General features: G+C 61.7%; 42 protein-coding genes. 25 read left to right on the top strand and 17 right to left on the bottom strand.

The window, feature by feature from the left end; all coding sequences use genetic code 11:
• Positions 1–106 precede the first annotated feature (106 nt).
• Positions 107–1,144 (top strand): hypothetical protein, encoded by a 1,038-nt coding sequence (locus AYJ54_RS26830; RefSeq protein WP_063703641.1) that lies wholly within the window; start codon positions 107–109, stop codon positions 1,142–1,144.
• Between the two features lie 380 nt (positions 1,145–1,524).
• Positions 1,525–1,755 (top strand): DUF6894 family protein, encoded by a 231-nt coding sequence (locus AYJ54_RS26825; protein WP_063703640.1) that lies wholly within the window; start codon positions 1,525–1,527, stop codon positions 1,753–1,755.
• On the opposite strand, the gene AYJ54_RS26820 is transcribed toward AYJ54_RS26825, so the two are convergent.
• Positions 1,756–2,541, bottom strand: a complete 786-nt coding sequence (locus tag AYJ54_RS26820; protein ID WP_063703638.1) for an SDR family NAD(P)-dependent oxidoreductase — start codon at positions 2,539–2,541, stop codon at positions 1,756–1,758.
• 130 nt (positions 2,542–2,671) lie between these two features.
• Here AYJ54_RS26820 and AYJ54_RS26815 point away from each other — a divergent pair, with 130 nt between their 5' ends.
• From AYJ54_RS26815 to AYJ54_RS52780, 3 genes are all read left to right on the top strand, one after another.
• Positions 2,672–3,052 carry a hypothetical protein gene (locus AYJ54_RS26815; protein ID WP_063703636.1) on the top strand — a complete coding sequence of 127 codons (381 nt, stop codon included), beginning with the start codon at positions 2,672–2,674 and terminating at the stop codon, positions 3,050–3,052.
• A 103-nt stretch (positions 3,053–3,155) separates the two neighbouring features.
• The gene (locus AYJ54_RS26810) at positions 3,156–3,512 is read left to right on the top strand and encodes a hypothetical protein (RefSeq protein WP_063703634.1); all 357 of its coding nucleotides are present in this window, start codon (positions 3,156–3,158) and stop codon (positions 3,510–3,512) included.
• Positions 3,461–3,706, top strand: a complete 246-nt coding sequence (locus AYJ54_RS52780; RefSeq protein ID WP_082905867.1) for a hypothetical protein — start codon at positions 3,461–3,463, stop codon at positions 3,704–3,706. Before AYJ54_RS26810 ends, AYJ54_RS52780 begins: the two co-directional genes overlap by 52 nt.
• Before the next feature lie 22 nt (positions 3,707–3,728).
• Here the strand turns inward: AYJ54_RS52780 and AYJ54_RS26805 are convergent, their stop codons facing one another.
• The 5 genes from AYJ54_RS26805 to AYJ54_RS53525 all read right to left on the bottom strand — a co-directional run bounded on the left by AYJ54_RS26805 (position 3,729) and on the right by AYJ54_RS53525 (position 6,663).
• Complete coding sequence (locus tag AYJ54_RS26805; RefSeq protein WP_027572193.1) at positions 3,729–3,914, bottom strand: hypothetical protein; 186 nt, start codon at positions 3,912–3,914, stop codon at positions 3,729–3,731.
• Between the two features lie 318 nt (positions 3,915–4,232).
• Complete coding sequence (gene minE / locus AYJ54_RS26795) at positions 4,233–4,514, bottom strand: cell division topological specificity factor MinE (RefSeq protein WP_063703631.1); 282 nt, start codon at positions 4,512–4,514, stop codon at positions 4,233–4,235.
• Positions 4,511–5,326 (bottom strand): septum site-determining protein MinD, encoded by an 816-nt coding sequence (gene minD, locus AYJ54_RS26790; protein ID WP_063703629.1) that lies wholly within the window; start codon positions 5,324–5,326, stop codon positions 4,511–4,513. Before minD ends, minE begins: the two co-directional genes overlap by 4 nt.
• A gap of 21 nt (positions 5,327–5,347) precedes the next feature.
• Entirely contained in the window at positions 5,348–6,040 is a 693-nt protein-coding gene (gene minC / locus AYJ54_RS26785) for a septum site-determining protein MinC (protein WP_063703627.1), read from the bottom strand.
• 500 nt (positions 6,041–6,540) lie between these two features.
• On the bottom strand, positions 6,541–6,663 hold the full coding sequence (locus AYJ54_RS53525) for a hypothetical protein (RefSeq protein WP_283808706.1): 123 nt from the start codon (positions 6,661–6,663) through the stop codon (positions 6,541–6,543).
• 267 nt (positions 6,664–6,930) lie between these two features.
• Here AYJ54_RS53525 and AYJ54_RS51415 point away from each other — a divergent pair, with 267 nt between their 5' ends.
• Together AYJ54_RS51415 and AYJ54_RS26780 are read left to right on the top strand one after the other, a co-directional pair.
• On the top strand, positions 6,931–7,095 hold the full coding sequence (locus AYJ54_RS51415; protein WP_201724258.1) for a hypothetical protein: 165 nt from the start codon (positions 6,931–6,933) through the stop codon (positions 7,093–7,095).
• A gap of 283 nt (positions 7,096–7,378) precedes the next feature.
• Positions 7,379–8,374 carry a helix-turn-helix transcriptional regulator gene (locus tag AYJ54_RS26780; RefSeq protein WP_082905866.1) on the top strand — a complete coding sequence of 332 codons (996 nt, stop codon included), beginning with the start codon at positions 7,379–7,381 and terminating at the stop codon, positions 8,372–8,374.
• A 713-nt stretch (positions 8,375–9,087) separates the two neighbouring features.
• Here the strand turns inward: AYJ54_RS26780 and AYJ54_RS26775 are convergent.
• Positions 9,088–10,104: an ABC transporter substrate-binding protein gene (locus AYJ54_RS26775; RefSeq protein ID WP_063703623.1), complete on the bottom strand. Its 1,017-nt coding sequence runs from the start codon at positions 10,102–10,104 to the stop codon at positions 9,088–9,090.
• A 101-nt stretch (positions 10,105–10,205) separates the two neighbouring features.
• Between AYJ54_RS26775 and AYJ54_RS26770 the strand changes: the two genes are divergently transcribed.
• The 6 genes from AYJ54_RS26770 (at position 10,206) to AYJ54_RS26745 (ending at position 15,402) form a co-directional block, all read left to right on the top strand.
• A complete protein-coding gene (locus AYJ54_RS26770; RefSeq protein WP_063703621.1) occupies positions 10,206–10,853 on the top strand; it encodes a TetR/AcrR family transcriptional regulator in 648 nt (215 codons plus the stop codon).
• A gap of 82 nt (positions 10,854–10,935) precedes the next feature.
• On the top strand, positions 10,936–11,703 hold the full coding sequence (locus AYJ54_RS26765) for an ABC transporter permease (protein WP_063704244.1): 768 nt from the start codon (positions 10,936–10,938) through the stop codon (positions 11,701–11,703).
• A 21-nt stretch (positions 11,704–11,724) separates the two neighbouring features.
• On the top strand, positions 11,725–12,762 hold the full coding sequence (locus AYJ54_RS26760) for an NAD-dependent epimerase/dehydratase family protein (protein WP_063703619.1): 1,038 nt from the start codon (positions 11,725–11,727) through the stop codon (positions 12,760–12,762).
• Positions 12,749–13,570, top strand: a complete 822-nt coding sequence (locus tag AYJ54_RS26755; RefSeq protein ID WP_063703617.1) for a GNAT family N-acetyltransferase — start codon at positions 12,749–12,751, stop codon at positions 13,568–13,570. The genes AYJ54_RS26760 and AYJ54_RS26755 overlap by 14 nt, the downstream gene beginning before the upstream one ends.
• A gap of 6 nt (positions 13,571–13,576) precedes the next feature.
• Positions 13,577–14,632 (top strand): dihydrodipicolinate synthase family protein, encoded by a 1,056-nt coding sequence (locus AYJ54_RS26750; RefSeq protein WP_063703616.1) that lies wholly within the window; start codon positions 13,577–13,579, stop codon positions 14,630–14,632.
• Complete coding sequence (locus tag AYJ54_RS26745) at positions 14,620–15,402, top strand: ABC transporter ATP-binding protein (RefSeq protein WP_063703614.1); 783 nt, start codon at positions 14,620–14,622, stop codon at positions 15,400–15,402. Before AYJ54_RS26750 ends, AYJ54_RS26745 begins: the two co-directional genes overlap by 13 nt.
• Before the next feature lie 134 nt (positions 15,403–15,536).
• Here the strand turns inward: AYJ54_RS26745 and AYJ54_RS26740 are convergent, their stop codons facing one another.
• Positions 15,537–16,637 carry a TRAP transporter substrate-binding protein gene (locus AYJ54_RS26740; RefSeq protein WP_063703612.1) on the bottom strand — a complete coding sequence of 367 codons (1,101 nt, stop codon included), beginning with the start codon at positions 16,635–16,637 and terminating at the stop codon, positions 15,537–15,539.
• A gap of 63 nt (positions 16,638–16,700) precedes the next feature.
• Between AYJ54_RS26740 and AYJ54_RS26735 the strand changes: the two genes are divergently transcribed.
• The 9 genes from AYJ54_RS26735 to AYJ54_RS26705 all read left to right on the top strand — a co-directional run bounded on the left by AYJ54_RS26735 (position 16,701) and on the right by AYJ54_RS26705 (position 19,294).
• Positions 16,701–16,970: a hypothetical protein gene (locus tag AYJ54_RS26735; protein WP_201724257.1), complete on the top strand. Its 270-nt coding sequence runs from the start codon at positions 16,701–16,703 to the stop codon at positions 16,968–16,970.
• A gap of 29 nt (positions 16,971–16,999) precedes the next feature.
• Positions 17,000–17,173, top strand: coding sequence for a hypothetical protein (locus AYJ54_RS50845; RefSeq protein WP_161491910.1), 174 nt, complete (start codon positions 17,000–17,002; stop codon positions 17,171–17,173).
• A gap of 35 nt (positions 17,174–17,208) precedes the next feature.
• Complete coding sequence (locus AYJ54_RS26730) at positions 17,209–17,496, top strand: hypothetical protein (RefSeq protein WP_063703608.1); 288 nt, start codon at positions 17,209–17,211, stop codon at positions 17,494–17,496.
• A 20-nt stretch (positions 17,497–17,516) separates the two neighbouring features.
• Positions 17,517–17,753, top strand: coding sequence for a hypothetical protein (locus AYJ54_RS49775; protein ID WP_136623953.1), 237 nt, complete (start codon positions 17,517–17,519; stop codon positions 17,751–17,753).
• 31 nt (positions 17,754–17,784) lie between these two features.
• Positions 17,785–18,117 carry a hypothetical protein gene (locus AYJ54_RS26725; RefSeq protein WP_063703606.1) on the top strand — a complete coding sequence of 111 codons (333 nt, stop codon included), beginning with the start codon at positions 17,785–17,787 and terminating at the stop codon, positions 18,115–18,117.
• A gap of 30 nt (positions 18,118–18,147) precedes the next feature.
• Positions 18,148–18,396 carry a hypothetical protein gene (locus tag AYJ54_RS26720; protein WP_063703604.1) on the top strand — a complete coding sequence of 83 codons (249 nt, stop codon included), beginning with the start codon at positions 18,148–18,150 and terminating at the stop codon, positions 18,394–18,396.
• Positions 18,389–18,604: a hypothetical protein gene (locus AYJ54_RS26715; protein WP_063703602.1), complete on the top strand. Its 216-nt coding sequence runs from the start codon at positions 18,389–18,391 to the stop codon at positions 18,602–18,604. The genes AYJ54_RS26720 and AYJ54_RS26715 overlap by 8 nt, the downstream gene beginning before the upstream one ends.
• 18 nt (positions 18,605–18,622) lie before the next feature.
• Positions 18,623–18,850, top strand: coding sequence for a hypothetical protein (locus tag AYJ54_RS26710; protein WP_063703600.1), 228 nt, complete (start codon positions 18,623–18,625; stop codon positions 18,848–18,850).
• A gap of 219 nt (positions 18,851–19,069) precedes the next feature.
• Positions 19,070–19,294 carry a hypothetical protein gene (locus tag AYJ54_RS26705; RefSeq protein ID WP_063703598.1) on the top strand — a complete coding sequence of 75 codons (225 nt, stop codon included), beginning with the start codon at positions 19,070–19,072 and terminating at the stop codon, positions 19,292–19,294.
• A gap of 198 nt (positions 19,295–19,492) precedes the next feature.
• Here AYJ54_RS26705 and AYJ54_RS26700 read toward each other — a convergent pair whose 3' ends face one another.
• Both AYJ54_RS26700 and AYJ54_RS52775 read right to left on the bottom strand, forming a co-directional pair.
• Positions 19,493–19,723: a type II toxin-antitoxin system HicB family antitoxin gene (locus AYJ54_RS26700; RefSeq protein ID WP_063703597.1), complete on the bottom strand. Its 231-nt coding sequence runs from the start codon at positions 19,721–19,723 to the stop codon at positions 19,493–19,495.
• Positions 19,724–20,078: 355 nt separating this feature from the next.
• Entirely contained in the window at positions 20,079–20,297 is a 219-nt protein-coding gene (locus tag AYJ54_RS52775) for a hypothetical protein (protein ID WP_063703593.1), read from the bottom strand.
• Here AYJ54_RS52775 and AYJ54_RS47835 point away from each other — a divergent pair.
• Both AYJ54_RS47835 and AYJ54_RS26685 read left to right on the top strand, forming a co-directional pair.
• A complete protein-coding gene (locus AYJ54_RS47835; protein ID WP_347337237.1) occupies positions 20,199–20,411 on the top strand; it encodes a helix-turn-helix domain-containing protein in 213 nt (70 codons plus the stop codon). The genes AYJ54_RS52775 and AYJ54_RS47835 overlap by 99 nt on opposite strands.
• 55 nt (positions 20,412–20,466) lie before the next feature.
• Positions 20,467–20,682: a hypothetical protein gene (locus AYJ54_RS26685; RefSeq protein ID WP_063703592.1), complete on the top strand. Its 216-nt coding sequence runs from the start codon at positions 20,467–20,469 to the stop codon at positions 20,680–20,682.
• Here the strand turns inward: AYJ54_RS26685 and AYJ54_RS26680 are convergent.
• The 5 genes from AYJ54_RS26680 to AYJ54_RS26655 form a co-directional block, all read right to left on the bottom strand.
• Positions 20,656–20,937, bottom strand: coding sequence for a DUF4406 domain-containing protein (locus tag AYJ54_RS26680; RefSeq protein WP_063703590.1), 282 nt, complete (start codon positions 20,935–20,937; stop codon positions 20,656–20,658). The genes AYJ54_RS26685 and AYJ54_RS26680 overlap by 27 nt on opposite strands.
• 277 nt (positions 20,938–21,214) lie before the next feature.
• Positions 21,215–21,841 (bottom strand): ribonuclease H-like domain-containing protein, encoded by a 627-nt coding sequence (locus AYJ54_RS26675; protein WP_161491909.1) that lies wholly within the window; start codon positions 21,839–21,841, stop codon positions 21,215–21,217.
• Positions 21,842–21,958: 117 nt separating this feature from the next.
• Positions 21,959–22,348: a hypothetical protein gene (locus AYJ54_RS26670; RefSeq protein WP_245329135.1), complete on the bottom strand. Its 390-nt coding sequence runs from the start codon at positions 22,346–22,348 to the stop codon at positions 21,959–21,961.
• 452 nt (positions 22,349–22,800) lie between these two features.
• Complete coding sequence (locus AYJ54_RS26660) at positions 22,801–23,067, bottom strand: hypothetical protein (RefSeq protein ID WP_063703582.1); 267 nt, start codon at positions 23,065–23,067, stop codon at positions 22,801–22,803.
• Positions 23,064–23,846: a glycoside hydrolase family 108 protein gene (locus AYJ54_RS26655; protein WP_063703580.1), complete on the bottom strand. Its 783-nt coding sequence runs from the start codon at positions 23,844–23,846 to the stop codon at positions 23,064–23,066. The genes AYJ54_RS26660 and AYJ54_RS26655 overlap by 4 nt, the downstream gene beginning before the upstream one ends.
• 136 nt (positions 23,847–23,982) lie before the next feature.
• On the opposite strand from AYJ54_RS26655, the gene AYJ54_RS26650 reads away from it, so the two are divergent.
• The gene (locus AYJ54_RS26650) at positions 23,983–24,618 is read left to right on the top strand and encodes a class I SAM-dependent DNA methyltransferase (RefSeq protein WP_063703578.1); all 636 of its coding nucleotides are present in this window, start codon (positions 23,983–23,985) and stop codon (positions 24,616–24,618) included.
• On the opposite strand, the gene AYJ54_RS26645 is transcribed toward AYJ54_RS26650, so the two are convergent.
• On the bottom strand, positions 24,611–25,633 hold the full coding sequence (locus AYJ54_RS26645) for a tail fiber protein (protein WP_063703577.1): 1,023 nt from the start codon (positions 25,631–25,633) through the stop codon (positions 24,611–24,613). The two genes, AYJ54_RS26650 and AYJ54_RS26645, sit on opposite strands and share 8 nt — an antisense overlap.
• 5 nt (positions 25,634–25,638) lie before the next feature.
• Positions 25,639–26,358, bottom strand: coding sequence for a lysozyme family protein (locus tag AYJ54_RS26640; protein WP_063703576.1), 720 nt, complete (start codon positions 26,356–26,358; stop codon positions 25,639–25,641).
• Between the last annotated feature and the right edge of the window lie 444 nt (positions 26,359–26,802).

The raw sequence follows: 26,802 nt of genomic DNA, 5'->3' as shown, positions 1-26,802 counted from the left end.
TTTGGTCAAACCCGGCTGGACTCGTGCGCGTCAGGGGCTTTGGGATAGAAAACTCAATCATTCGGCTCGCGCAAATGCGAACGACGAAGGCTTCAAAGGAGCTGCGATGCTCGCGACGCTGAACTCGAAGCAAATTGTCGATGAAATCGTGAAGGACACCATCAAGGACAACGATCCGCACGACGCGCTGCAGATTCCGCCGGACGTGCTCTTCACCCCGCGCGCCGACAAGGTCACGCCGACATTGGCGCCGGAGATTGCGGCTCGTCTGGAACCCAGGATCGGCGCTCCCCCCGCGATACCGGCTGCAGCACCGTCCGTGGACACGGCCGTTCGCGCGGCCGCCACCGATCTGCCAGGCAGGCGGAAGCGCTCGGCCGTCGGCAAATGGCTCAGCGGCGCGTTCATCACGTTGCTGTTTGCCGCGGGAAGCGCCGCAGCCACCGTCGCATGGGAGAAGCACGGTGATACCGCCAAGCAGATGATCGCCGCGTGGGTGCCGGCGCTAAACTCTTCGCTGAATTCGCTGACGTCTTCGCTCACCCCAGCGACGCCGCAGACGACGCCCGCAATAGCCGAGCAGGCCGCACAGCCCGTTCCCCAAGCACCAGCGGACCAGACGGCCGATCAGGCTGCGACGCCGCCCGCTGCTCCAGCAACACCGCCCGCTGCTCCAGCAACACCGCCCGCGGCTCAAGCAACGCCGCCCGCGGCGGAGGATAGCGCTGCGGCAGCCGCGCCTGATGCAACGCAATCGATGCAAGCGATGACTCGCGATCTCGCCACGATGGCGCAGCAGATCGAGCAGCTCAAGACCAACATCGCCGAGCTGAAGGCCGGGCAGGAGCAAATGGTTCGCGAGATGGCAAAGACGGCCGCGCCGAAGCCGGTCGAAGCGAGACCCGTCGAGCCGCGCGCCAGAGTCTCCGCGCTGCCGCCGCGGCCGTCGGCTCCACCCGTGCGCAAGCCGAGGCCGGTCGCGACCCCGGCCTATGCGCCGACATATGCGCCAACGCCGATCGCACCGCCGCCGCCATCGCAGGCCGTCGCAGTTCCGCAGCAGTATGGCGCGCCCGTCTCTTCGCCGCAGGCCGTCGCCGATGATGACGGACCTGTCGTACGTCCGCCGATGCCGGTGCGCTAGACGAACGCGCACAGCGCGACTCCGCGCCGCGAACGCAAGCGGATGCGCGCGTACAACGCTGTCCGAGTCGATGTGATGGGTTGAGTCCGGGCGACTACGGTGCTGCGGTCGGTCGCCTGCGGCAAAGAGAAAAGGCCGTCGGGATCTATGCCGCCGGCCTTCTCTTGCAACTGCCGGTTCCCGGAGCCCGGTTCTGTTGCAATTCCATGCCCTGATGATCGCGCCGACATGTTTAATAAAATCTTAACGTGCGCAAATGCTGCACATGATTTTTGCGCCATAAGCACAGAGATTGCGCGGGCGCTTCATTCGATAAAGTTCGACTCAGTGATACCATCCGAAGCGGGTTGAGATTTGTCGTGACACTTGGGGGAACTCGGATGCCCTATTACTATTTCGACCTCGTGGTTGGTGAAGAGTTCAAGAACCAGGGCGGCATTATCCTCGAGGATCTCGAGGTCGCTTCCGATCGCGCCGATCAATTGGCGTGCGAGCTGTCGCAGGTGAAGCCCGAGCTCCAGCAGAAGGGCTGCGCGGTGCGCGTCACCGATCGGGATCACAACGAGCTCTATCGCACGCCGCTCGATCCCGTGCCGGCCTGGCAACGCTAGCTACGCGTCCAGGACCGGCGCCTCGAACCAGTTCGTCAGCGACAATCCGCCATCGACAACGATGGCAGCGCCGGTGACGTAAGCTGATATCCTGTTCGACAGCACTGCCAGCGCCATCGGCGCAAGATCTTCGGCTTGGCCAAGACGGCCGAGCGGAATGTGTCTTGCGAGTGAGGCATCAGCCACGAAGCCGCCCGCCGCAATGGCGCCGGGCACCAGCGCGTTGACGCGAATGTTGTAGCGGCCGAACGTCTTGGCCAGCTCCCGCACCAAAATTGCCATCCCCGCCTTCGCCGTCGAGTAATGCGGCAAGTTGCGGGGCGTGTCCGCATGCAGAGAGGTGAGGAACAGAAACGAGCCCGCCCGCTTTGCAGCGATGAGCCGTTTCGCGATTTCGCGGGCCAGATGAAATCCAGCGTCGAGATTGACGGCGTGCATCTCCTGCCAGGTCTTGCGATCCACGGCGAAGGCGTGATCGGCTTCACGCCGCGGCGGAGATGCACTGTGGACGAGGTGCGTCACCTCGCCGAGCGCCGCGTATGCGGTGGCAAGGAGCGCATCGCAAGCTTGCATATTGGCGAGATCGCCGACCCACGGCACCGCCAGGTCCGGCCTGCTGCTCGCGGCAATGGCCGCGCTCACCCGCTCTGCGCTCACGTCGGCGAACACGGTTCGCACCCCCTCGTCGACCAGGGCCTGCGCGATCGCACGGCCAATGCCGTTACCCGCGCCGGTGACGACCGCCGTGTCATGAACGGCGTCAAATGGTGTGCCAAACAGGCTCATGTCTCACTCCGTGATCAGGATGATGTTCACGATAGCGTACCGGCCGGACGAGCAACAATTGCGTCCCTGCACCATTGCGGTTCGGCCCCGCGGACGCTAGCCTTCCCGGAAAACCGGGGAGGTACCAAGGATGCGCTATGGTTATCTGATCGCGGGCCTGTTGCTGATCGCTGCGCCGGCACAGGCTGAGCCGCGGTCGGTCTATGTGACGAAGGTCTTGCAGGCCTTTGCCGCCAAGGTCGAATGTCCCAACACTGATGTCGTGTACCAGGATCTGGTGCAGCAGGCGCAGCAGATGCACCTTCCCGACGGCACCACCGAGAAGGTGCGGAAGGCGATCGCCTACATGCACACCGGCGGCAAGATGGGCGAGAAGCAGGATGACGACATCATGGCGGAGGTCGCGGTGGCGACCCAGGCGACCGACCTCGACCAGCGCCGCCTCGGCATGACCAACTGGTGCGAAGCGCAGAAGGCCAACCTCGCGGGGTTCATCCACAGCAAGAACTAGCAGGCCGGCGACGTCCCCGAGCTACTGATGAACCTCGGACCCCTCCCTCGCGTCCAATCCTTCGAGCTTTGGCAATGAGCCGTTCGGCGGGTTCTCCGCGCAGATGGAGGGATCCGACGAAATCGGTATCTTCCCGCAGCATGGTGTCGCGCTTGCTGCGGCGATCGAGACGGGTTCCGTGCTGGCGGTGAAGGCCGAGACGGTCGAGGACAATTACGAATTCTCGGTGCAGCCGGGCATCATCGGCTGGCTGCGCGCCTGCGCCCGCCGCAACGAGATGGCCATCGAGCCCGCCGGGCAGTGGGGTGTTCGCGCCAGCGTTAAGCACACCGCGACGGAACCACGGCTCCGGCAAATAATCGTCACAATCCTCGCCAGCATGCGGGCATCTTCGAACAGGAGAACCTTATGCGGATTGTTCAAGCCGTTCTTGCCGGCGCGTTCGCCGCCGCGGCGCTGACTGCGCCGGCGCTGGCGAGGAATTCCGAGACCCAGAAGGGCGAGGACAAAGCCACCTCGTCATCCTGTAGCGCCTATCAGCAGGCGCCGGATGGATCCTGGGAGCAGCTGCCTTGCAAGGAGTCGGGCCAGCGCGAACAGGCTCAAACGCAGCACCGTACTCCGGCGCAGGGGACCGATCACGAGGAACGCTGAGCGCGCGCCCTCGTCCCGCGCATCAACTCTGGTGCGGCCCGCGCATGATCTTCATGGCATCAACGATGTGGCGCCATTCCTTGGCTTCCTCGGCCTCGCCGCGGCCCTCGCAGGCCTGCGCCTGTTCCGCTGCCTTCGCGATCGCAGCGAAGCCGTGCTGTTCGAGCATCTGCCTCGCGACGGTATGAACCTGGACCTCGGACATCATGGGCGCTCTCCCGTTTGACGAAGCTGCGGCGCATCGCTCGATTGCCCCGCGGGTTCCTCACAACGATCAAGCCCCTCGTCTCGTTCCGCCCGCGGCCGATCGCATCGGCAGATCCATGAATCTGAGCGGCTCGCTTTGCGAAATGGCCAAATTCCTTCTCGACCAGCGAAACGAGTAACGTCTTTCGAAGACAATCCAGCGTCCGAAACGAAATCGGGCGAAAGCGTGATTTCTAGCGAGGATGCACGACAAGGCAGCCCACCGTTACCGGCAGGCTGCCTGTCTTCCACCCAAGTCAGACGACCCCGGCGGGATCCCCTACCCGACCGCCGCCCGTTTGCGTTCAATGTCGTTGGGCACCTCGATATCGACCTCGAGCGTCGACACCTCGTCGCCGCGCTCGAGCCGCACGATCACCTTGGTCGGATCGAGCGTGACGTGCTTTGACACGACCGCGAGAATTTCCTCGCGCAGCACACCGAGCAGATCGGGTTGGCCGCGCAGACCGCGCTCATGCGCAAGCAGGATCTGCAACCGTTCGCGCGCTACGGGAGCAGAGGCCTTGTTGCCGCGGAGAAGCCGAAGCAGACCCATGCTCATGCCGCCCTCCGTCGTAGCAGGCGGTCCATGAAGCCTCTGCGCTCGGCGGGAACGTGCATCGCAATGCTCTCGCCGCAGAGGCGCTTGGCTGCATCGATATAGGCCCGAGCCGGTGCGCCGTCGGTGTTCGCCAGCGTCACCGGCGTGCCGACGTTGGACGCCTTCAGAACGTCCTGGCTCTCCGGGATGATGCCGAGCAGCGGCGTCGCCAGGATCTCGAGGATGTCGTCGATGCTGAGCATCTCGCCGCGCGAGGCGCGCGAGGGATCGTAGCGCGTGATCAGGATGTGCTTCACGACGCGCTCGCCCTTCTCGGCCCGCACCGTCTTCGAATCGAGCATCCCGATGATCCGGTCGGAGTCGCGCACCGAGGAAACCTCGGGATTGGTGACGATCACCGCCTCGTCGGCAAAGCGCATCGCCATGGAGGCGCCGCGCTCGATGCCGGCGGGGCTGTCGCAGATCACCCAGTCGAAGCGGCTGCGCAGGTCGGCGATGACGTTGCGCACGCCCTCCTCGTTCAGCGCGTCCTTGTCGCGGGTTTGCGAGGCCGGCAGCAGCCAGAGATTCTCCAGCCGCTTGTCGCGGATCAGCGCCTGCGGCAGTTTGGCGACGCCCTGCACCACGTTGATGAGGTCGAACACGACGCGGCGTTCGGCGCCCATCACGAGATCGAGGTTGCGCAAGCCGACGTCAAAGTCGACGACAACGACCTTGTCGCCGCGTTGCGCCAATGCAGCGCCCAGCGCGGCGGTCGTCGTGGTCTTGCCGACCCCGCCCTTGCCTGATGTCACGACCAGTACCTTACTCATCTGAAATGTCTCCTTTGCTGGTCAGTTCAGTGCTGTAATTCGCATGGTATTCCCCTGCAGCCAGGCCTGTGCCGGCTTGCCGCGCAAGGCGGCGTCGATGTCGTCCGCAGTCTGGTAAAACCCATCAATTGCAAGCAGTTCAGCCTCGATCTTCTGACAATAGATACGCGCGCTCGTGTTCCCGTTGACACCGGCCATGGCGCGGCCGCGCAGCGCGCCATAGACGTGGATCGATCCACCTGCGACCACCTCCGCGCCGGAGCCGACCGAGCCCAGGATCGTGATGTCCCCGTCGGGGAAGATCACGGTCTGGCCCGACCGGACGGGGTTCTCGAGCAGGAGCGAGGTCGGCTGCTTGGTCGTCGCCGTCTTCTTCGGCGCGCTCGGCTCGACCATGCAATGGCGCCCGCCCGAGAGCAGCGGCGGCATGGCCGGCGTCAGCCGCGCCTCCTCCACGCCCTCGATGCCGAGCACGCGGATGCTGCGGTCCTGAAGGCTTGTAAGCAGATGGCTGATGCCGGACTGGCTGAGATCGACCGAGGACAGGTCGACCACCACGGGCCGGCCGACGAAGAAGCCCGGCGAGCGCGCGATCGTGGCATCGATCTCCTGGAGCCAGTCCTGGATAGGAACCGTCGGCACGAACACGAAGGCCACGTAGGACCGGCCGCGCAGGCGCACCATCTGGCGTTGAGGTCTTGCTGCTGCCACCATGGCTGCCGACTCGTCCTTGTTATTGAATGGTTAACGATGCGGCGGATTTGGTTAACGGGCGGTTAATTATGTCGGTAAGGTTACTGGGGTTGATGCCTGGCCGGGGGCGGACGCGCTCGCCCCAATAGCGCTGTCATGCCCCTGCTTGCCGCGTTCGCTGAAGCTTCGGCGGCCGAGCGCCCTTTTGGCCCGGCGTAGCCTTGCGGAGCCGGATTTCGCCCAAGTCATCCGCGATCACCTTACGCGAGTGAGCAAAGCAGATCGCCAAGATATGGTCGAGTTGGCTACTGCAGCAGCCCTCGAAGGGTATGACTGGATCGTCGCCCGCAATGCAAAGCGAGCGTGCGCTCGGCCGCTCAATTGAGACCATCCGACCTATAACCTTGCCCCTCGCTGCGCCTAGGTGGGGCGGCGTCCCGTAGAAAGACGACGCCACTGCAAAGCGAACGGAGCGCCGGTGATGCCGGGCAACACCTGCCATATCCGGGCAGGCCGTCTTTTCAATGGTGCGCGGTGATCTTGCCGTCGTCGCGCACAATGAAACGGACGCCGACATTGTTCGCCCCTACGACGAAGATATTGAGTGGCCGCAGCTTGCCGCCGCTGCCGACGTGGCGAACCAACAGCTCTGGCGGCGCGTCCCTATGGAATGCGTCAGGCGGGCGAGGCCTTAGAAAGGCCGTACAGCGCGCCGGGAGCGCGGGGCTACAGGATGGGACAGCGCGCTCACGGCCTGCTGCAGCGTCGCTGACCGGCTGCGAGGGGCCGAGCAGGCCATGCAAGGGTTCCTTCACCTTGATCCAGGGATACATCCGAATGGGCTATAGCCGGAGAGCGCTTCGCGCTGAAGAGTGAGACCGCCGCTGCTGGGGGCCAAACGGAGATGTCCGATGGGTGTGGCAGGCTGGCGCTTTGCAAATAAGAAGAGAACTCTCCGCGTCCGAGCGGTCTTTATCAGCGTGCTGGAAGAGTTGCCTTTTATCTGCCCGGTGGCAGTCGCAATCGGCTCGCTGATCATGATCGGCATCACGCTCTGCAAGGATTGGCCGCAGTGAGCGGGAATAGGACTGCGGTTCGCGAACGCGATTGACTTGGTATCAACGCTGCGTTTCATGCGTTATCGCAACCTCGATGCGAACAGTGTCAGCATCGAATGCCTAACGGGAATTCCTCGTCATTTTTTTGAGGTCCCTATCTCCATTTGTAATCCACGTCACACCTGCAGCGAAGCTGCGGTCCGATATTGTCTCTTGAGACGTCTTGGCGTCATTCGAGGAATTTACAGATCGGGCGGCTCAGTTGTTCTTGCGTGGTTGGGCACCGAAACGGGAGGCCGGCATGCCAGCGTCATCTTCCCTTTTGCGATGGTCGACTGAGATGCTGCCGGAGCGCGCACGGCTCTCCACGTTCCGTGAGGAGTTTGCGCGGCTGAACCTCGCCTTGGACGTGATAGATCACAGCGGCGGACGCCCGCGTATCGACGTCACCTACTTGCCGCTCGGCGCGGTTGGCGTTTGTAGCATTGTCACCACGCCGGTGGAGTTTATCCGTCACAAACACCACCTCAAGGATAGCCGCGACCAATTCGGACTGAACATCATCGAGGCTCAGCCGGTCCAATTTGCAAATGCTGGCCAGGAACATGTCTATGATACCGGCTCCGCTTGTTTGGTTGACCGGGGAAGGCCGCTGCGAGTATTTGGGCCGCGCGGCGGCAGCGTCAAATTCGTGATCGTGCAGGCTGCCGCCCTTAAGTCTCTGGTTGCGCAGCCGGAAGATCTATCAGGTCGGCCGGTGCGTCCCGGACCGGCGCTTAGACTGCTCGACCGCTACCTCCGGTCGCTCGCATCCTTCAAAGAACCTCCGTCATCAAAACTGGCCTCCACCGTCGGCGTACATCTCCTCGATCTCGTGGCCGCGACGCTCGGGCCGACCGCCGAAGCTGCCAACATCGTTACGGAGCGTGGTGTGAAGGCAGCAAAGCTGCAGGCGATCCTCGCCGAGGTCGCGCGACGCTTCAGCGATCCCAATTTCGATCTGAACAATGTCGCTGGAGCGCTCGGTATGTCGCGGCGATACGTGCAAAAATTGCTCGAGGGGACCGGAAAGTCGTTCACCGAGCACCTTGCAGGGTGCCGGCTTGAGCGTGCCTTCGCGATGTTGACTGACCCGCACCATCTGCATTTGGCCATCATCGATATCGCATTTGCAGTCGGCTTTGGTGATGTTTCTCATTTCAATCGCTCGTTCCGCCGGCGCTTCGGCGAGACGCCATCAGGCGTGCGCGCCGCATCGATCCTGCGGCAGCAGAGCGTACAGGCGGCCACGCGGTGACGTTCGTCCCGCATGGGCAACGCCTGAGAAAGGGTGGAACCTGTTCCTCTTCCCATATTTTCCTATCGGCACCAAAGGAACAGTCGACACACGTGTTGTTTATCGCGGCAGGGCCTTCGGGCCTCGCGCGGTCCCGCGCTTTTCGCCCCATTGTCCACCAAGAGCGGAACCGCGCTCAGCTTGAGTGACGCAGGGGACTTGTGGCGCTGATGAACGATACCCATCAGTTGGTACTTGCGATGCTTGCTCTGGTCTGGGCTGGCATGATGCTGGTCACTGGTCAGCTTTACTGGAGTATCGTGAGGCACGAGCGCCCACAGTGACGATCTCTGGTACCGATCGGAGCGCATCAGTTTCTTCGACCGGAAGACCGGATTTCGTTAAGGCTGGCCGCGTGGGCCAGATTAGGAGAACTAAATGAAAGCAGCGCGCGTTGCCCCCGCATGCTTTGTCGAGAAGAACTTCGACCGCTGGTTATAGTGATGGCAGCCATCGTGCTTGGTGTGGTTGTGAAGGAGATAAAGCTCAGTCAACACGCCACCGTTCAGGCACCGGCAGGCATCGACTACACGGCAACGGAATAGAGGACGCCTCGCGCGCGCACGTCATGATGTCCATCGTCCGCGCACCGGGGCGACGTCGCAAGGCGTCAGGGGCGAGGCCCCGCGCGAGGGCGCGACGGGTAATGCGGTAGTGGACGGGAAAAGGCCGTCCTACTTCTTGACCTTGCTCGCGTCCATCTTGATGGCGGGGTCGAGCATCTTGGTCGTGAAGGCCGTGGTGACGTCGAACGGCTTCTCCATGCCGAGATAGGCCTGCACCAGCTCGTAGTCCTTCTTCATGCGCTCGCCGTCGATCCAGCCGAGCGACTTCGTGGTCGTAAACTCGTCCGTCATCAGATATTTGATGCGCTCCCACTGGCGCTCCTGGTTCTCCTTGTCGAGGCCGGAGACCTGGTCGAGCAATGCCTTCAGGCACGGCGTGACGTCGGCGACACAGGCTGCAAAAGCCTTCTGCGAGATGCGCACGAACTCTTCGACGAGTTTCGGATTCTTCTGGAGATAGGCGCCGTTCACGATAAGCGAATTGCCATAAGGGTTGAGCCCGATGTCCTTCCAGTTGACGTAGCCGAGGTCGCCGCCGAACTCGATCACCTTGAGATCGTGCTCGTTGTAGAAGTCGCTGATGATGTCCACGGTGTGGCTCTTCAACGCTGCGATCTTCGCGGTCGGGCCGATATTGACGAAGCTGACGGAGTCCGGCGCGATGCCTGCGGCCTTGGCGAAGGCGGGCCACATCACGCGCGAGGCATCCCCAGGCGGATTGCCGATCTTGTGGCTCGGGAAATCTTTCACGCCGTTCACGCCGTAGCTCTTCAGCCAGTAGAAGGTCTGGCCGGTGTTGGCGTAGATGCTCATCACCGCGACGTCGTCGGCACCCTTGCCCTTTGCCACCAGCATGGTGGCAAGATCGGCGATACCGAAGGGCGAGCCGCCGGAGCCGACCTTGGCGGCGGAGACGCCGGAGCCCTTGCCGGTCTCGATCGTCAAATCGATCCCGGCCTTCTCGTACCAGCCTTGCGCCTTGGCGTAATAGAACGGCGAGTGGTCGGCGGTCGGCGTCCAGTTCAGGATCAGGTTGACCGCCTCTCCCGCGCTTGCCGGCAGCGCCGGCAAGCCGAGCATCAGGGCCAAGACTAGAGCCGAGCCCGCCGCCTGCAAACGCTTCATCGCATCTCTCCTCATTTCCCGCGACCCGGCTTGTCGCTCTCCCCCCGTGAGGCTACCAATGCAACAGGCCCCTCCTCGAATTGTCAACTGTCTGGTTGGAAATGCCCTCTAAACGATCTGGCGACCCTGTGCCGCAGCGGCGCGACCCCGCCGCCACCCGCAAAAAGCTGCTCACCGCGGCGCGCCTGGAGTTCGCCCGGCACGGCTTCGCGGGCGCCCGCGTCGACGAGATCGCGGAGCGCGCCGGCGTCAACAAGCAGCTCGTCTACCACCATTTCGGCGACAAGGACGCGCTCTACCTGGCCGTGCTCGAATGGGTCTATGAGGACATCCGCGAGCAGGAACGCAGGCTCAAGCTCGAAGGCCTGCCGCCGGAAGATGCGATCCGGAAGCTGATCGAGGCTTCATTCGACCATCTGGCCGCAAACCCGGATTTCATCGTGCTCCTGAACGACGAGAACCGCGGCGGCGCGCGCCATGTCCGTGGCTCGTCTCGCCTGGAGGCGATGCATTCGCCGCTGGTCAAGAGCGTCTCCCACATCCTGAACGAAGGCGTGCGCGCGGGAACTTTCCGCAAGGGGATCGATCCGGTCCAGCTCTATATTTCGATTGCAGGCTTAAGCTATTTCTTCTTTTCCAACACTCCGACGCTGTCGGCGATCTTCGGCAAGGACTTGTCCAGCCGAGCCCAGCGGCGTGCCCGGCGCAGGCATGTCGTCGACCTCGTGCTGCAGTCGCTCCGGCCCTAATCAACCAACTGGTTGAAACTTCCGTCGGAGGGGACTAGGCTTGCCGTCGCGGCCGGGTGGCCGCACCAACGAGGAGCAGACCGTGGCAGGTGACGGCGGAGGCACCGCACGCAGCTTTGCGATCATCCTGATCGTGCATCTGGCCGTGCTCGCGCTCTGGCAGGTGCTGGTGGACGCCTTCCATGTACCGAAATTCATCCTGCCCTCCCCGCTCGCGACGGTGCAGACGCTGGGAACCGCAAGCTACGCATGGAGCGCCAACACGCTGGTGACAGCCGTCGAAATCCTCGGCGGCTTCGCGCTCGGCGCCGTCGTCGGCGTGGCGTTGGCGGTGATCTTCAGCTGGGCACCGCTGCTCAGCCTGCTCCTGCTGCCATTGTTCGTGACGCTGAATATGATCCCGAAGGTCGCGCTCGGCCCGCTCTTCATCGTCTGGTTTTCCTACGGCATCGTGCCGAACATCCTGATCGCGTTCAGCATCTGCTTCTTTCCGATCCTGCTCACCACGGCGCGGGGCCTCCGCGAGGTCGAGCCCGACCTGCTCGATCTCGTCAAATCCCTGCGCGGCTCGCGCTGGACGCTGTTCCGCAAGATCCAGCTGCCGGGATCGCTGCCTTACGTATTCTCCGGCATGAAGGTCGGCGCCATCCTGGCGGTGGCGGGCGCCATCGTCGGCGAGTTTATCGCCTCCGAGCGCGGGCTCGGCTATCTCATGATCCAGGTGCAGTCGGCGCTCGACACGCCCGCGATGGTGATGGCCGTCGTGCTGCTGACGCTGCTCGGGGTCGCCCTCTACGGCCTCGTGCTCTGCCTCGAACGCATGTTCGTGGTCGGCGGCGCGAGGCTGTGACTTAACGACAAGGAACCACCCATGCTCCTCACCCGCCAGGCGCTGCCGAAGACCATTCCAGACGTCGCCGCGCTCGACGACCTCCTGTGCCGGCCGAGCCAGGCGCTGATCGACGATCTCAAGTCCGTCGACGGCGACATCATGATCCTCGGCGTCGCCGGCAAGATGGGGCCGACGCTGGCCGGCCTCGCCAAGGCTGCCGCGCCCGATCGCCGTGTCGTCGGCGTCGCCCGGTTCAGCGACCCGAGCGTCAAGGACTGGCTGCACGCGCGCGGCGTCGAGACGATCAATTGCGACCTGATGGACGAGAACGCGATCAACGCGCTGCCGAAGGCGCCCAACATTGTCTTCATGGCCGGCCGCAAGTTCGGCGCCGAGGGCGACCTGTCCCTGACCTGGGCCATGAATGCGCATGTGCCGGCCCTGGTCGCGCAGGCCTTCCCCTCATCGCGGATCGTGGCGTTCTCGACTGGCTGCATCTACCCCTTCGTTCCGGTCGATGGCAAAGGCTCGAGCGAAGACATGGCGCCGAACCCGCCCGGCGAATACGCCCAGTCCTGCGTCGGCCGCGAGCGCATGTTCGAGTATTTTTCGCGCAAATTCGGGACTTCTGGCCGGCTGTTCCGGCTCAATTACGCGATCGACATGCGCTATGGCGTGCTGCACGACATCGCGAGCAAGGTGCTCACGGGCACGCCGATCGACGTCAGCCTCGGCCACGTCAATTTCATCTGGCAGGGCGATGCATCATCGCAGGCGCTGCGCTGCCTCGCGCACTGCACGACGCCGACGTCGCCGATCAACGTCAGCGGTCATGAAATCCTCGCGGTCCGCGATCTCGCCGCGAAGTTCGGCGCCCGCTTTGGCCGCGCGCCGGTGCTGGTCGGCAAGGAGGAGCCAACGGCATGGCTGACCGACACGTCGAAGGCAGTCGGGTTGTTCGGCCTGCCGGTCGTCGATACCGAGCAGCTGATCGCCTGGACGGCGGACTGGGTTGCGCGCGCCATGCCGAGCCTCGGCAAGCCTACCAAATACGAGGTGCGCGATGGCCGCTACTGACGGCACGTCCGTCATCCAGCTCGGGGTCGAGGACGCGGCTGCGGGCTTTCTGCTGTCGACGGAAGCGCACTGGAACCAGAACGAAGCGGACTGGCGCTTCTTCCTGCGCGAAGGTGTCGTGTTTGGCATCCGCGACCGCGGGCAACTGGTCGCAACAGCAGCGCTGCTGCCCTACTCCGGCAACAACGCCTGGATCAGCATGGTTCTGGTGACGGCAGGCCACCGCCGGCGCGGCCTTGCAACGCGTCTCGTCGATGCCTGCCTGGAAACGGCAAGGAAGCGCAGCCTGACGAGCTGGCTCGACGCAACGCCCGACGGAGCCGCCGTCTACGGGCCGCTGGGATTCACGCCGACCCTGCAATTGCGCCGGCTGAAGCTGGAAATAGCCGCGCAAGTCGCGGCGCCGCCGCCCGCATCTGCGACATTAGATGCGCTCTGCGCGCGCGACCGGCGGGCCGCAGGCTTCGATCGAACCGCCCTCCTCACCGAATTCGCGCAGCGCGCCGGCTCACGCATCGCCGCAGGCGACGGAACCATCGCGCTGATCCGGGACGGGAGAACCGCACACCATATCGGCCCGTTGTTTGCTGACAACGCGGCACCCGCCCTCGCCCTGGTCGATGCGGTCGCGCGCTCGGAAACCGGACCGCTGCTGATCGACGCCGTCGCGTCACAGAAGGAGTTTCTCGAGGGGTTGACCACCGCCGGCTGGACCATCGAGCGGCCGTTCCAGCGCATGCGGTTCGGCCCCGCCACGCGCGCAGGCGAGGAAACGCCGTTCGCCGTCGCCGGCCCCGAATTCGGATAGGACACCATGCATCACAGCCAGATCAACAGCGACGTCCGCAAGCTGATCACCGACGGCACCGTGCTGCCGGCGCATCCCCTCGCGCTCACTGCGGAGCGCCAGCTCGACAAGACGCATCAGCGCGCGCTGACGCGCTATTACATCGACGCCGGCGCCGGCGGCCTTGCCGTCGGCGTGCACACGACCCAGTTCGCGATCCGCGACGTCGGCCTCTACAGGCCGGTGCTGGAGCTCGCCGCCGAGACCGCGGCGAACTGGACCAAGCGTCCGCTGGCAATGGTCGCGGGGCTCGCCGGACCGACCCGGCAAGCGACTGCTGAGGCGCGCGCCGCGCGCGACATCGGCTATCATGCGGGTCTGCTCAGCCTTGCCGCGATGAAGAACGGGTCCGAAGACGAGATCATCGCGCATTGCACCGCGGTCGCCGCGGAAATTCCGCTGGTCGGATTCTATCTCCAGCCAGCGGTGGGCGGCGTCATCCTGTCGAGCCGGTTCTGGCAGCGCTTTGCGTCGATCGACAATGTCATCGCGATCAAGATCGCGCCGTTCAACCGCTACCGGACGCTCGACGTGCTGCGGGGCGTGGCGGCGGCGGGCGCGCTCGACCGCGTCGCGCTCTACACCGGCAATGACGATCACATCCTGCTCGACCTCACCCTGCCGTTCGACCTGCGCGAGAACGGCGTCACCACGCGAACCTATTTCAAGGGCGGGCTGCTTGGGCACTGGTCGGTCTGGACTGCAAGCGCCATCAAGCAGTTCGAGCGCTGCAAACAGGCCCGCCACAAGGACACCGTGCCGGCCGATCTGCTCGCGCTCGATGCCCGCGTCACCGACTGCAACAGCGCCTTCTTCGATGTCGCCAACAATTTCCACGGCTGCATCGCCGGCTGCCACGAGGTGCTGCGGCGTCAGGGCCTGATGCGGGGCTTGTGGTGCCTAGATCCGGACGAGGGCCTGAGCCCCGGGCAGAAGGAGGAGATCGATCGCGTCTGCCACGAGCATGCTGACCTCAGCGACGATGCGTTCGTGGCGGCCCATCTGGACAAATGGCTGGCATGACGGAAGAGCCCTTCATCAGCCTGCGCGGCGTCCGGAAAGTCTATCGCAGCGGCGGCGCCGAATTCCTGGCGGTCTCCGACGTCACGATGGACGTGCAGGAAGGTGAGCTCGTCTCGCTCGTCGGCCCGTCCGGATGCGGCAAGACCACGGTGATGAAGATCCTGGCCGGCCTGCACGGCGCGGACGGCGGCACGGTCAAGATCGGCAATGCCAAGAGCCCGTTCGATCCAACCCGTGACATCGGCATGGTGTTCCAGCAGGCGCTGCTGCTGAAATGGCGAACCATTCTGGACAACGTGCTCTTGCCGGCCGAGATCGTGGGCCTGCCGATGAAGGCTTCGCGCGAGCGGGCGCGCGATTTGCTCAACCTGGTCGGGCTTGCCGGCTACGAGGAGAAATATCCGCAGCAGCTCTCCGGCGGCATGCAGCAGCGCACCGCGATCGCGCGGGCGTTCGTCCACGATCCCAAGCTGATCCTGATGGACGAGCCGTTCGGCGCGCTGGATGCGCTGACGCGCGAGCAGATGAACCTCGAGATGCTGCGGATCTGGCGCGAGAGCGGCAAGACCATCATCTTCGTCACACATTCAATCCAGGAAGCCGTCTTCCTGTCCTCGCACTGTGCCGTGCTGACGGCGGGACCGGCGAAGATGGCCGACTATTTCGCGATCGACCTGCCCTTCCCGCGCGCGCTACCGCTCAAGACGACGGACGCCTTCGGTGCCTATGCGCGGCGCATCTATGCGAAGCTGGGCCTGGGCGCGGCCTAAAGCGCGATGAATCCTCATCGCGCTTTGGGTTGTTGTTGTCAGAGCGTGATCTTTTCCGAAGACCGCCGCACACTTTGCACCAACGCAGCCCTTCGGGTCAGGATACGCTCCAGAGACCGCGCCGCCCGTAGCCGCTAGCCGCCCTTGCGCATTTTGCTGAGCAGATAGTTGTCGTAGTAGTTCTCCGCGATCTGCGTGTAGAAGAGCAGCTCCTTCATATACGCGTCGTGGCTCTCTCTGGTCTTCTTGAACAGCTCGCTTTTCTCGGAGAGCTCGTTGAGATGATCCTGCGTGGCCTTGTAGCAGGCCTCCATCACAGGCTGCGGGAACGCCTTCAGCTCCGCGCCGTTGGCGACCAGCCGCTTCAGCGCCGCCGGATTCACGCTGTCGTATTTTTCGAGCATCCAGGCGCCCGCCGCCGAGCCGGCCTGATTGAGAATTGCCTGGTACTGCTTGGGCAACCCGTTCCACTTCTCGTCGTTGACGATCATGTGCAGCATGGCTCCGCCTTCCCACCAGCCGGGGAAGTAGTAGTATTTGGCGACCTTGTAGAAGCCGAGCTTCTCGTCGTCATAGGGACCGACGAATTCGGCGGCGTCGATCGAGCCCTTCTCGAGCGCGGCGTAGACGTCACCGCCGGCGAGCTGCTGCGGAACGATGCCGAGCCGCGCCAGCACGTGGCCGCCCATGCCGGCGATGCGGAATTTCAGGCCCTTGAGATCGTCGACGGTCTTGATCTCCTTGCGGAACCAGCCGCCCATCTGGGTGCCCGAGTTGCCGCAGAGGATCGCGTGCGTCTTGAACGGCTTCAGCGCTTCGTTGCAGAGCTCGGCGCCGCCGCCGAACGCCCACCAGGATTCCTGGTGCCGATGGTTCATGCCGAAGGGCACGCCGGTGGCATAGGCCAGCGCCGGCTCCTTGCCGATGTAGAAATAGAGCGGCGTCTGCGCCATCTCGACCGAGGCAACGCTGACGGCATCGAGCGCCTGCAGGCCGGGCACGAGCTCGCCGGCCGCAAACGTCTGGATCTGAAACTTGTTGTCGGTGGCTTCCGCGACGTATTTCGCAAAGGTCTGCGCCGTGCCGTAGATGGTGTCGAGCGACTTCGGAAAGCTCGACGTCAGGCGCCACTTGAGCTCAGGCATGCTCTGCGCGATCGCAGGTGCCGCAACCAGCGTCGTGGCGCCGGCTACCGCACCGCCCTTGAGGAAACAGCGTCTAGTGCTTGGATTCATTGGGCCTGCTCAGTCATGCGTTGATGATTTGGGCATCTAGGGAAATAATCGGAGGACTGTCAAATGCCTGCAATTGCGATGAAGAAAGAGGTCCAGATCGAGGCCAAGGTGCTCAAGGTGCACTGCAAGGTCAGCGATATGTTTACGGCCTCGCTGGTCGATCAGAACGGGGATGAGATCTTCGACCAGGAAGACGGCTACGTGCCCGGCTTCATGCCCGGCGACCACTATGGCGATTACGTCATCCTGGATATCGACTTGGACACCGGAAAGATCCTGAATTGGAAGCCGCCGACCGCCAAGGCGATCGAGGAATGGATCAACCGCGACTAGCCCGAATCACTAACCGGAGATGCGAGAAAATGATGAGCCCTTTGGGATTCGCCCTGGTCAACTTCATCCGGGCTGAAATCGATAGCCGAGACATGAAGACGTTAGAGGAGCGGGCCGCGCTGGTTGAGCAGGGGTTCCGCGACCTGATCAAGAAGGAACTGGTCATCCTCAATGTTGTCAAAGAGCGCAACGCGGTGGACTGACGCTGTTGGAATGTGAACGACAAAAGGGAATTGAAATGGACGCGCAGGAATATAAGCCGATGACGACCCACGAACTGATCCGCCACCTTCAGCGGTATCAGGGCGACAAGAGCCATTCGAGCAGTGTCGATGAGCGTTGGCTGGCAACGGCGATCCAATCGGCTCTCGATATGGCATGCGAGGTCTGCAACTCCAAACTCTGTCCTGAGAGCCGCAAGGCGGTGAACGAGTTCAGGGCCGCCGAGATCGAGAAGGAACTGGACCGCAAGCGGCGCGATATCGACGCCCTGGAACGTGACCTCAAGAAGGTCCGCGCGGCCTGACGAACATATAGGAGGATGAAATGGCTGGTAGCTTCAAACACTGCCTGACAGATGAAGGTAATTATCACGGCCTCGGCCTTCTGGAAAATATGAAGGACATGGCGGAAGCCGTCGAGCAGATGGCATTCATGCTACTTCAATTGAAACAGCGCTGGGGCGGCGAAATGATCGTTCAGGGCTTGGAGGATAACTATTACGAGTGCCTTCGTGGCGAGCGTCCATGGCCGGACTTTATGAAGCCCGGCATTGAAGACTAGCCACCCGCATCTTGGAAGGGAGCATGCGCCCATGGCCTGGAATGATGATAGCTGGCGAGATAGCTACGACGACTGGAAGCTGGCATCCCCGGATTACGAGGACGAAGAGCCTTGTGACCACGAAGACCATGAGACCGACATTCTCGACGGTCGCTGCCGGTGCTATCGCTGCGGGCACTCTTGGTACGCCACGGCCACCGATATTGACCGCGAGCTTCGCTTCCAATCCGAGTTTGCTGAGGCAATGGAGCGCGAGGAACGCCGGCAGTGGTGGAGCGACCTCTACTACAAGATGACGCCGTTCCTCCGGCCGTGGCGGCGCTGGCGAGCGCGCAACCAGTATGATGATGAAATACCGTTCTGACCCTCGCACCTGAAAGATGAGAGATCGCCCATGGACCTGAACTATGTTCTGCCCTGTGACGTCAAGCTGGAGCCGGCGACAACGATCAAGAAGGGCTGCACGCTAAGCACCCTTTTAGCGGCTCTCAAGGTCCGGGAGAGCCCCGACTGGGAGAGGTTCGCGGGCGATGAAGGGGAATGGGCCTATCGTTACCGGAAGGCTATCCACGACCTAAACAACATGACCGACAAGGGCGAGATCAGGCCCTCGGTCCCGAATGGGGAGCGAACCGATGTTTGAGCTCGAAACGATCATGAAGACCTATGCCGACGCGGATGGCGACTTCGAGATACCGTTCACCGCCGCCGAAGCGCGCGAGGTCATCAAGGAGTTCTCGAATCTGAAAACGGCGCTGCGCCGAATCAGATCACTGGACGATAAAAACCTAGCGAAGTACGCCAAGGAGATCGCATCGCAGGCTCTCCATATGCCACCGCCGCGATCATGAGCAGGAAGAGCACGCCCGATGACACTTGACGAAGCGAAGGCCGAAGGACAGCGCTGGCTGGACTATCTGGACCGACAGAAGGAAAAGTCTATCGCCATTCAACAACTGGCGGCTGATCGCCGTCAGGGCAAATGCGACGCCGACGAAGGCCGCAGGCGGCTCAGCGCGATCGACGACAGATGCAGCGTTACCGTCTATGATGGCGCTAGGCTGGCCGAAGCGGTCGCGCTACTCATTCGGTCATAATAGGACGTGTCATGCCGAAGGAGAAAGAGCCGAAGGTCGGCGAATTTTGGTGGGCCTATCCTCCAGACGGAGGCGATGCAGAGCCCGTCGAGATTATTCAGACGTACCCCACGGGCAACCACGCCATGCTGGTATTAGGCCGCTCTGAGCACGCCTATTCTCGGCAATGGTCGCTGGTCCGGCCGATCTCAGGTAGACCATCCTAAATAGGAATCGAAGATGAGCACAGCACTCTTTGCCGGATCTCCCCTTGGCTATCAGGATACGATCGCTCGGATTGCCGAGATTGACGATATGTTCGAGAATGCCAAGGCTTGGGGTTCTTGGATGGTCTCGGCTGCCAACGAGCGCGAAGCCCTAGTCAACTCTCTGAAATCCCGTTGGGGCGAAGAGATTCAGCACAAGTGGCTGGCCCGCACTGCGGGCGGCGGCCGGACAGACTGACGCAGCTAAGCCAGGAGACTCGATATGTCAGATCCGGAGGTTGATGGCCTTAGAGCAGAGATAGATCGCCTGCGCCAAGAAAATGACGCTCAACGGCGCAGGATACAAGAACTGGAAGACCTTCTTGCCGCGTTCGGTAGATGGATCGCCGAGCGACCAGACTTGGCCCCTCGTACTCCTGAGGGGTGCGCCCGCCTATCAGCCGAACTTGAGGAGGTCTTCGCGGGTCGGCTCTGGAATCGGCCCGCCGAGCTCGTGAGCAGCTTCTATCCAAGAGGCGATTGCATCCTGGGCGTTCGCCAGAGCTTCCTGAGGCGTCTCCCCATCAGACATGCATCCCGGAAGGTCCGGAACCAGGGCGACAAAACCGCCCCCATCGGCGGCCGAAAGCGGTCGGATCGTTACAGCGTAATCAGTCGAGATGCTCACTTGATCCTCCTGACCACTTCGAGAAACCTCACTAACCTGCGAATATATACAGGTTTTATGGGCCTTTTAAAGGGAATGGTTTGAATGTGATCAATGCGCGGGTGGAACACCTTGTAGTGGCTCCCGCCTCCTGTGGGCGGCTTGCAGGACACGCCATGCTGGGCGCAAACGGTTTCCACATCCTTAATGGTCCAGTCCCCCTGGGGGTTCCGTTTCATCTGTTCCAGGAGGTCGGCGGCAGCAGCAATTCAACGACCATTTGATTTCCCGAGGATGTGGTGAACCGCATCGGCCGCCAAACATTGGTCTGTATGGCCGCTATCGTGCTCTTCGCAGTTGTCTGGAGCTTCTTCCGCTAGTCGATCTCGAGCACGATCAGCTCTGACCGCCGCAGCTCCGCGACCTCCCTCGCCTTCTCGCGCTGGAGATCGCGCGCGGCAACGCGAAGCCTGCCAAGCTCTATGTCCCGCCGGAGATCGACGTCCGCGATATTCGCAAGAAGCTGAGCCTTTCGCAGGACGATTTTGCGGCCGAGTTCGGCTTCACCATCAACCAGATCAGGGATTGGGAGCAAGGACGCACGCGTCCCCTAGGAGGGCTTCGGGCCTACTTGATGCTCATCAAGACAGACCCGAAGACCGTGCTCGAGATCCTTCGGGCCAGCGCGAAGAAGCGCAAGGCCGCCTGATCTTCTCCTCACAATGGATCGCGTCACCTCTGGCGCGATCCCGTGAGCCCTAGGCATGGCAGAAGGCGATCCCGTACGCATCATCAAGCATGAAGCCGTCCCGGACTGCGGGAGCTTCGAGGTCAGGTTTGCGGACGGAAGAGAATCTCGGTTTTTCTATTGGGACGACATCGCCGGCCGCCGGCTCAGGCCCGAGCAGGGTGACCAGGAGACGGCCAAGGAGCAGGCGCAGGAGTTTGCGCGGTCAAAGCTTGATGATCTTCAGTCCTAGATACCGGGCGAGCAGATATTCTATGCGAGCGCCCCCACTGCGCCACCAGCCAGGCAACAAGGCTATGGCTTCGGCCTCTAGGCAGAGATACGGCAGCAGATAGGCCATGATCTTGTTGAGCGGCGCTCCTTCGAGGTTCGCGGCTGCGGGGTTGAAGACCTCGAAGCCTTGCTTACGGAGATCGTCAGCCGCAGCAGCGAAAACCTCGAAGTAGTTCGCTCTGCCCCTTATGCGGCCTGCCAGGTACACCTTCATTCAGGCCTCACCCTGGGCTTGCCACGTCTTATAGCGCGGAACTGAAGTTTTCCGTCTTCCACGCGATAATCAACGTCATGCTCTAAGCCGCATCCGCAGCACATTTCGCGCTGCTTCCTCCATGAGATCGTTACCCATTCCCCGTCGTCGACATGGACAACTTTGCGGGTCATTCAGTCACCACCAATGAGCCATTCGGGCAGTTCGTAATCAAAGACGCATTCGGCATCGTCTGCGAGGTGATAGTGCCGCGACTTTTTCAGTTTGCGCCTCTGTTTCATACCTTCATCCCCGTGAACCAAGACCCGCAGTCGCGGCACTGGAAGCGGTAATATTTATAGGCCTGCTTCACAGCGATTCCGCGACGCTGCGTGTTTGTGCTCTCGCAGGTTGGACAGCCAACCCGGTCCCGATATTCCTTGTAGAGGTTCAGGTTCGGATGGTTCGGAGCCCACGACTTGAGGCGATGATACACGCGCTCGAGCAAAGCCGTATCCTGCTTGCCGTAGCGGCGCATGGTTTCCCACGACTTCAGGTCTCCCTCAACGCAGCCACGCCAGAGATCCGCGCCGGTGTTGGGGATCTTGCGACCCTCAGAGAGATACCGCCCGATGTTGTCCAGCTTGGCGCTATCGAACTTGAATGCGCTTCGGGCAATCTTCAGGGTGTCGATCGTCTTGAACGGGCTTGGCTTACCGAACCCGTTGACGATGAGCCGGCTGTTGACCTTCTTAATGTCGAAGGCGTCGCCGTTGTGGGCGCAGATAATGTCCGCCTCATCCATGAGATGATGAAGCACACCGCACAAATCCTTATCGTCAAATTTGCTGCGCTTGTAACGAGGGAAGTCAGGAAGGCAGACCGTCCTGACTTGCTTCTCATGTGCCCATTTGTAGGAGAACATGAGAATGAATGTGTCTCGTTCGACCCACACCGCTGAGGCTTCTGGGCTCCTCATTGACCACGAGGTCATGAGAATTGGCGCTGTCTCGATGTCTAGGAATAGGAGTTTTACCCCCATTCAGATCATCGACCCCGGCAGGAAGCAGCGCACAGCGGGCTTGCCGTCCTGATACCAAGACCAGACGCGCGCCCCGCCTACTCGGTTTGGCCCTTCCACAACCGCATCATCCGGAACGTCGATCCATTGACCGTCAATGCGGACTCGGTATCGACCGCCCATCGTGTCCCACTCCGCCATGTCAGCGTCGTCGCCATTGCAGCACCAGGCGTCGCCCTTGCTGTGCAGAGACCGGAACCAATCGCTGAGTTCTGGATGGTTGTGGTCGTGGGCTACGGCTTCTCCCGCCGCCAGAGCCACCATTCCCAGGCCCAGGAGACAAGCGCGAGAACGGCGGCCACCACGAGAAAAGACGCCACCCAGTAGAGAAACCAGAGTGGCGGCATTCATACAGCCTTCCCCTTGATGCGGCTGTAGATCCACCAGAACATCTGGATCAGGAGCCAAAGAACGCCGAGGATGGGGAGTACGAGCGCCGCCCCATCTGAAACCTTGTGGAGCACCGGGAGCCACCACGGGCTAGAGATTGCGGCTACCGTGGCGGATTTGTTCACTGCGTCACCTGTGGTCATCGGAACAATTTCCGATGCATCTTGAACCTATCGAACCAGCGCTGCTTGAATGTCGCTGGTTTGCCGGGCTCAGGAGCTTTGTTGGTTACAGATGGGGGCTTGTCGAGCGAAGCCGGTCGAGCCTTCGGGCGCCTCCAATGGCACCCAGCAACGCCGGCTTCTGTCGTTTCATCTGCCCAGCGCTGATCGTAAGATGTCCTGCCCTTCACCTGATATTCAGGGCGCGGAAAGGCAGAGCATGCGCCGTTAGACAGCGTTGCGAATTGCCGGTCAGTCGCACAACCCGCTAGTGACGTCCCAGCTACGACCAGCAGCGTAGCACTCATCAACCATTTTCTTGGCATTGTTGACCTCATCAAGCGCGCTCTTGTCCTTCGCCGCTATTGCGGAAATAGCCTTGGCGTAGCCGACGTTTTCATAGTGAACCTTGAGATACAAAAAACCGCCCCCGAGGGCGGCTGCGACTGATCCATAGATGATGATCTGAAACAGATATGGCTTCGCTAGATCGAGAAGCCACCTCAGGATGATGTTCATGAAACCGCCTTCACCTGCTCATGCTTCCAGATTGTGTAAGCAGTGATACCGAGTCCGATGAGGGCCGCAGCAAACAGGACATATTTGATTGCGCTCAGCGTGTCGCTATAGGGCGCTAGCGTGTCTTGGATTTGTTGGACGATGCTGGCCAGGACCGTCGTGATAGTTGTGCCACCAGCCGCCGTTCCAGTTCCTACAGGCGCTCCTTTGATATCCTTTGGAGGGGCCTTTGCCCCGGTATCGGGTGGCCTGTCGTTCGGGTTTTCACTCATCGCTGTCGCGGCCTTCTCGACCTCATTAACGCGACGCATCCAGCCGCGACCGAACGTCTTGAAGGTGCGAAGCGACTGGAGGAATCGCCGACGCTGAGCGCAGATGTCCTTGATCAGGTTGTCAGGATCGACATGGGATGCGGCGAGAAGCGTCTGATCCCCGATATAACCGTCAACCGTCACGCCAAGGGCGCGCTGGAGCCACTTGGTGGACTGAGCCACTCCAGAATTGACTGAGCCGTCAAAGACGCAGTAATCGACGCCTGAGGGAAGTTCGTCACACCTGGAACCGATCCAGTATTTGCGATGATAGATCTCATCGCGTTCTGTGACCGTCATGCGGCGCACGTCCTGGGGTGGCTGCCCCTTCCGGCGACGATAGGCGTCATAGTCGATGTGGGTAATGCCCCACATCGTGGCGCCACCGGGGTCGTCGGCGTCGTTTGAGTACCCACCCTCGTGGATAAGCACCCTCCGGAGGCAATCTGAGAAGTTTTCAGCGGTCATTTCAGGGGGTCCGGGCCGTGATCGCTGCGGCAATGACGGCAGCACTGCCGCCAGCCACCTTGTGACTGGTTTTCATCTTTGGGTTGACACTTCTTGAGGTTGAGGGGATAGAATCCCGGCCTTGGAAGGCTCTGGAATGCGCACTGCCGTCGAATTCGATCAGTTCTATGCCAAGCCCGACCCGTGGAAACTCTCGCACGCGAGTTTCAGGGATCGAGTGTTTAGGCGCCTGCTACGCGAGACGGTTCGCGGGCGATACATTCTGGAACTAGGATGTGGCGAAGGCCATTTGACCGCCGCCGTCTTTGGCGACGCAAAGAGCGTTACCGCAGTCGATATCAGCAGCGTGGCCATTGACCGCGCCAAAGCACGCGGCCTGCCAAATGCAACGTTCAAGATCTCAGATTTCCTAGAGACCTCGTTCAAGGGCTTTGATGTGATCGCAGCCCTCGAATGCATCTACTACCTGTCGCCCGAAGAACAGGACGCATTCTTCGCGAAGATCGCACGCGAGCACGCTGGCAAAGTGTTCGTTATGTCCGCCCCGATCATTGGGGAAAACAAGTTCCGCAGGTACTTTACTCACAGCGAGCTGATGGCGGTGTTCTCGCGTCATGGCATGACCGTCGAACGCTTCCACAACCTCAACGTCAGTCGTACAGGATTTCCAACGACGGCAGCGACAGCGGCGGCAAGGATCGCGCCGATTGTCCTAGACTGGTTGCCTGAAGCGACCATCTATCAACGCCTGTACAAGGTTTTGACTAGATAATCCGGATCAGCTTCAGGGCGAGGATGGTGGGCTGCAGGATCGCATGAGCGCCGCCACCGCCCGCATTGGCGTTATTGATGGTGATGCCAGTCGTAGCAGAGTTTGTACTCGGCGTCGTGGAGGGCAAAAATTGGGCGGTCGCGCTCGATCCGGCCGAGCCGGCATAAGCGCTACCACCGCCTGGATATGGAATATTTTCAACGTGAGTGTGGCCCGGATCACTCAGGCTGTTCGCGTGACTATGCGCCGGCATTTCTGTGCCCGTAAGAACGTGGGTTGCAGACCCGCCGGCTGATCCGAGCGATGTTCCCACGATCGTGCCGCTGTCAGTTACAACAGTACCAATGCGCCCTGCTGCAACGCCTCCCATGTTATCCATGCCGGCAATTACTCGTCCGCGAATATCTGGAATATTGAAGGTCGTCGTACCATCTCCGGTGCCGTACGTCGTACCAACCAGCGAGAACAGGGTACTATAAGTGGTGCGCGAAATCGCTTGACCATAGGAAAGCACGAAAGAACTATTCGGAGCAGTCGTGCCCCAATAGTCAATGCTCGCGCCGATCATGATATTATAGGGATTTCCGTAAAAGCCCTGAAGATAGAATGCGCCATCTGTGTTATTATAGGTCGCAATATACGGGGTGCCCTGCACGATCACGCCCGCCGGGAGCTCGACGGTCGGAGCCGACCGAAGCGGCTTAGCTCCAAGACCGTCCACATTGAGCGTGACGGTTGCTCCGTTCGTCGTATGCGGCGTGAATGCGATGGCTTTCGCGTTCAGATGCGCCAGCGTATCAAACACCTGGTAGCTTGAGACGGTGTAGGCGGTCGAAGTCCCGGCCGTCACAATCGCGCCCGCAATGTCGTCTCGGAAAGCGGCGGTGGAACTCATCATAGCGCGGGCGGAATCATTGACGCTGGACGGTGATTGGCCCTCCGCCCAATTTACGTTGCTATCCGCCGTTGCATTGTCGCCAGCGTTACGCGACCAGTTATAGAATTGGAGAGACATTCAGATCAGCCTTTCGAGAAGAACGGTGTTCGCGCTTGCAAGGCATTTCGCAGCGCGGCAAGGTTGACGGGACGCCTTTGGGCGAAGTGGATCGGGGATGCCTGCATGGCGGTCTCGGGGGACTGGATGAGCGGCCCCATGTCGGCCGGGGCTGCCTGCTGGGGGGCCTGTGCCTGAGCCATCTGCGGGAAGATCGGCGCGGGAGCCGAGGGCAGCGTTAAAGGGGCGCCAGGCGCGCTTGCGGGACTCGCCTGTGCGGGTTGGGGTTGGGAGGGACTTTGGCCCATCTTCCGCGCTGCCCACGCCTGCAAGTCCCCTGCGGTCATCTTGGCCAGGAACGGATTGGCCTTGACTGCCGCATCCCCGAGGATCGAGCCAACTGGCGCGTTTGGATCGGCCTGGAGAACCTTGACTGCGCCTTGAGGGCCGGCAAAGTGGGCCAAATAGGTATTTCCTGACGTGACCGGCAGGCCGTTTTTCTGTAGGATGGCTTGGTTGTCAGCGGCGTAGGCGTCAACCATCTCTTTCGAGAGGTTCGGATCACCCCGCATCGCGAGGATTTCTTGATCGCTTTTCCCATCAGCCAAATCCGGCCGATGCTGCCGGATCATGGACAGCCAAGTCGAATTGATGAACTGGCCGGCGCCTGTCGCGGACGAATTCGGATTTGTGGCGTTGGCGTCGCCGCCGCTCTCAGCCCCAACGATCAGATCAGATAGCGCCATGGACGTTGATCTAGAGCCTCAGAATTGGAGTTCGGATCGAGAAAAGCCGAAAGAGCCAATCTTCGGCCCCGGTCTGCCCGGCGCCTTGGCTTGGCTCATCAGTTTTGCGATTACGGTTTCGATTACGTATTACTTCCGCCACTAACGGCGGNCGGCTGCCCGTCGCGGACGGAGCAACAGCAAGACCAGCGCTACCACCACGGCCGATCTGCTGCGCGACTTGGCGGATGGTATCAATACGCCGCGTGGCCTCATCAACCATCCGCTGAAGGGCCGCGGGACTCATGTTGGCACCACGCTGCAAGAGCACGTCGGCCACGGCCTGCCGAACCTGAGCCGTATTGCCGCTCAGGGCGTTCTGGCCGGCAGCCAAAGCGGAGCGGAGCGCGCCACCCCAGTTGCCCGTTAGCACTTGCCCGACCAATGTGGGATTGACGCCAAGAG

It is taken from the genome of Bradyrhizobium centrolobii, assembly GCF_001641635.1.
Lineage (GTDB): Bacteria > Pseudomonadota > Alphaproteobacteria > Rhizobiales > Xanthobacteraceae > Bradyrhizobium > Bradyrhizobium centrolobii.
Note: the sequence above shows the minus strand (reverse complement) of the source record. Positions and strands in the feature narration are given on the sequence as shown.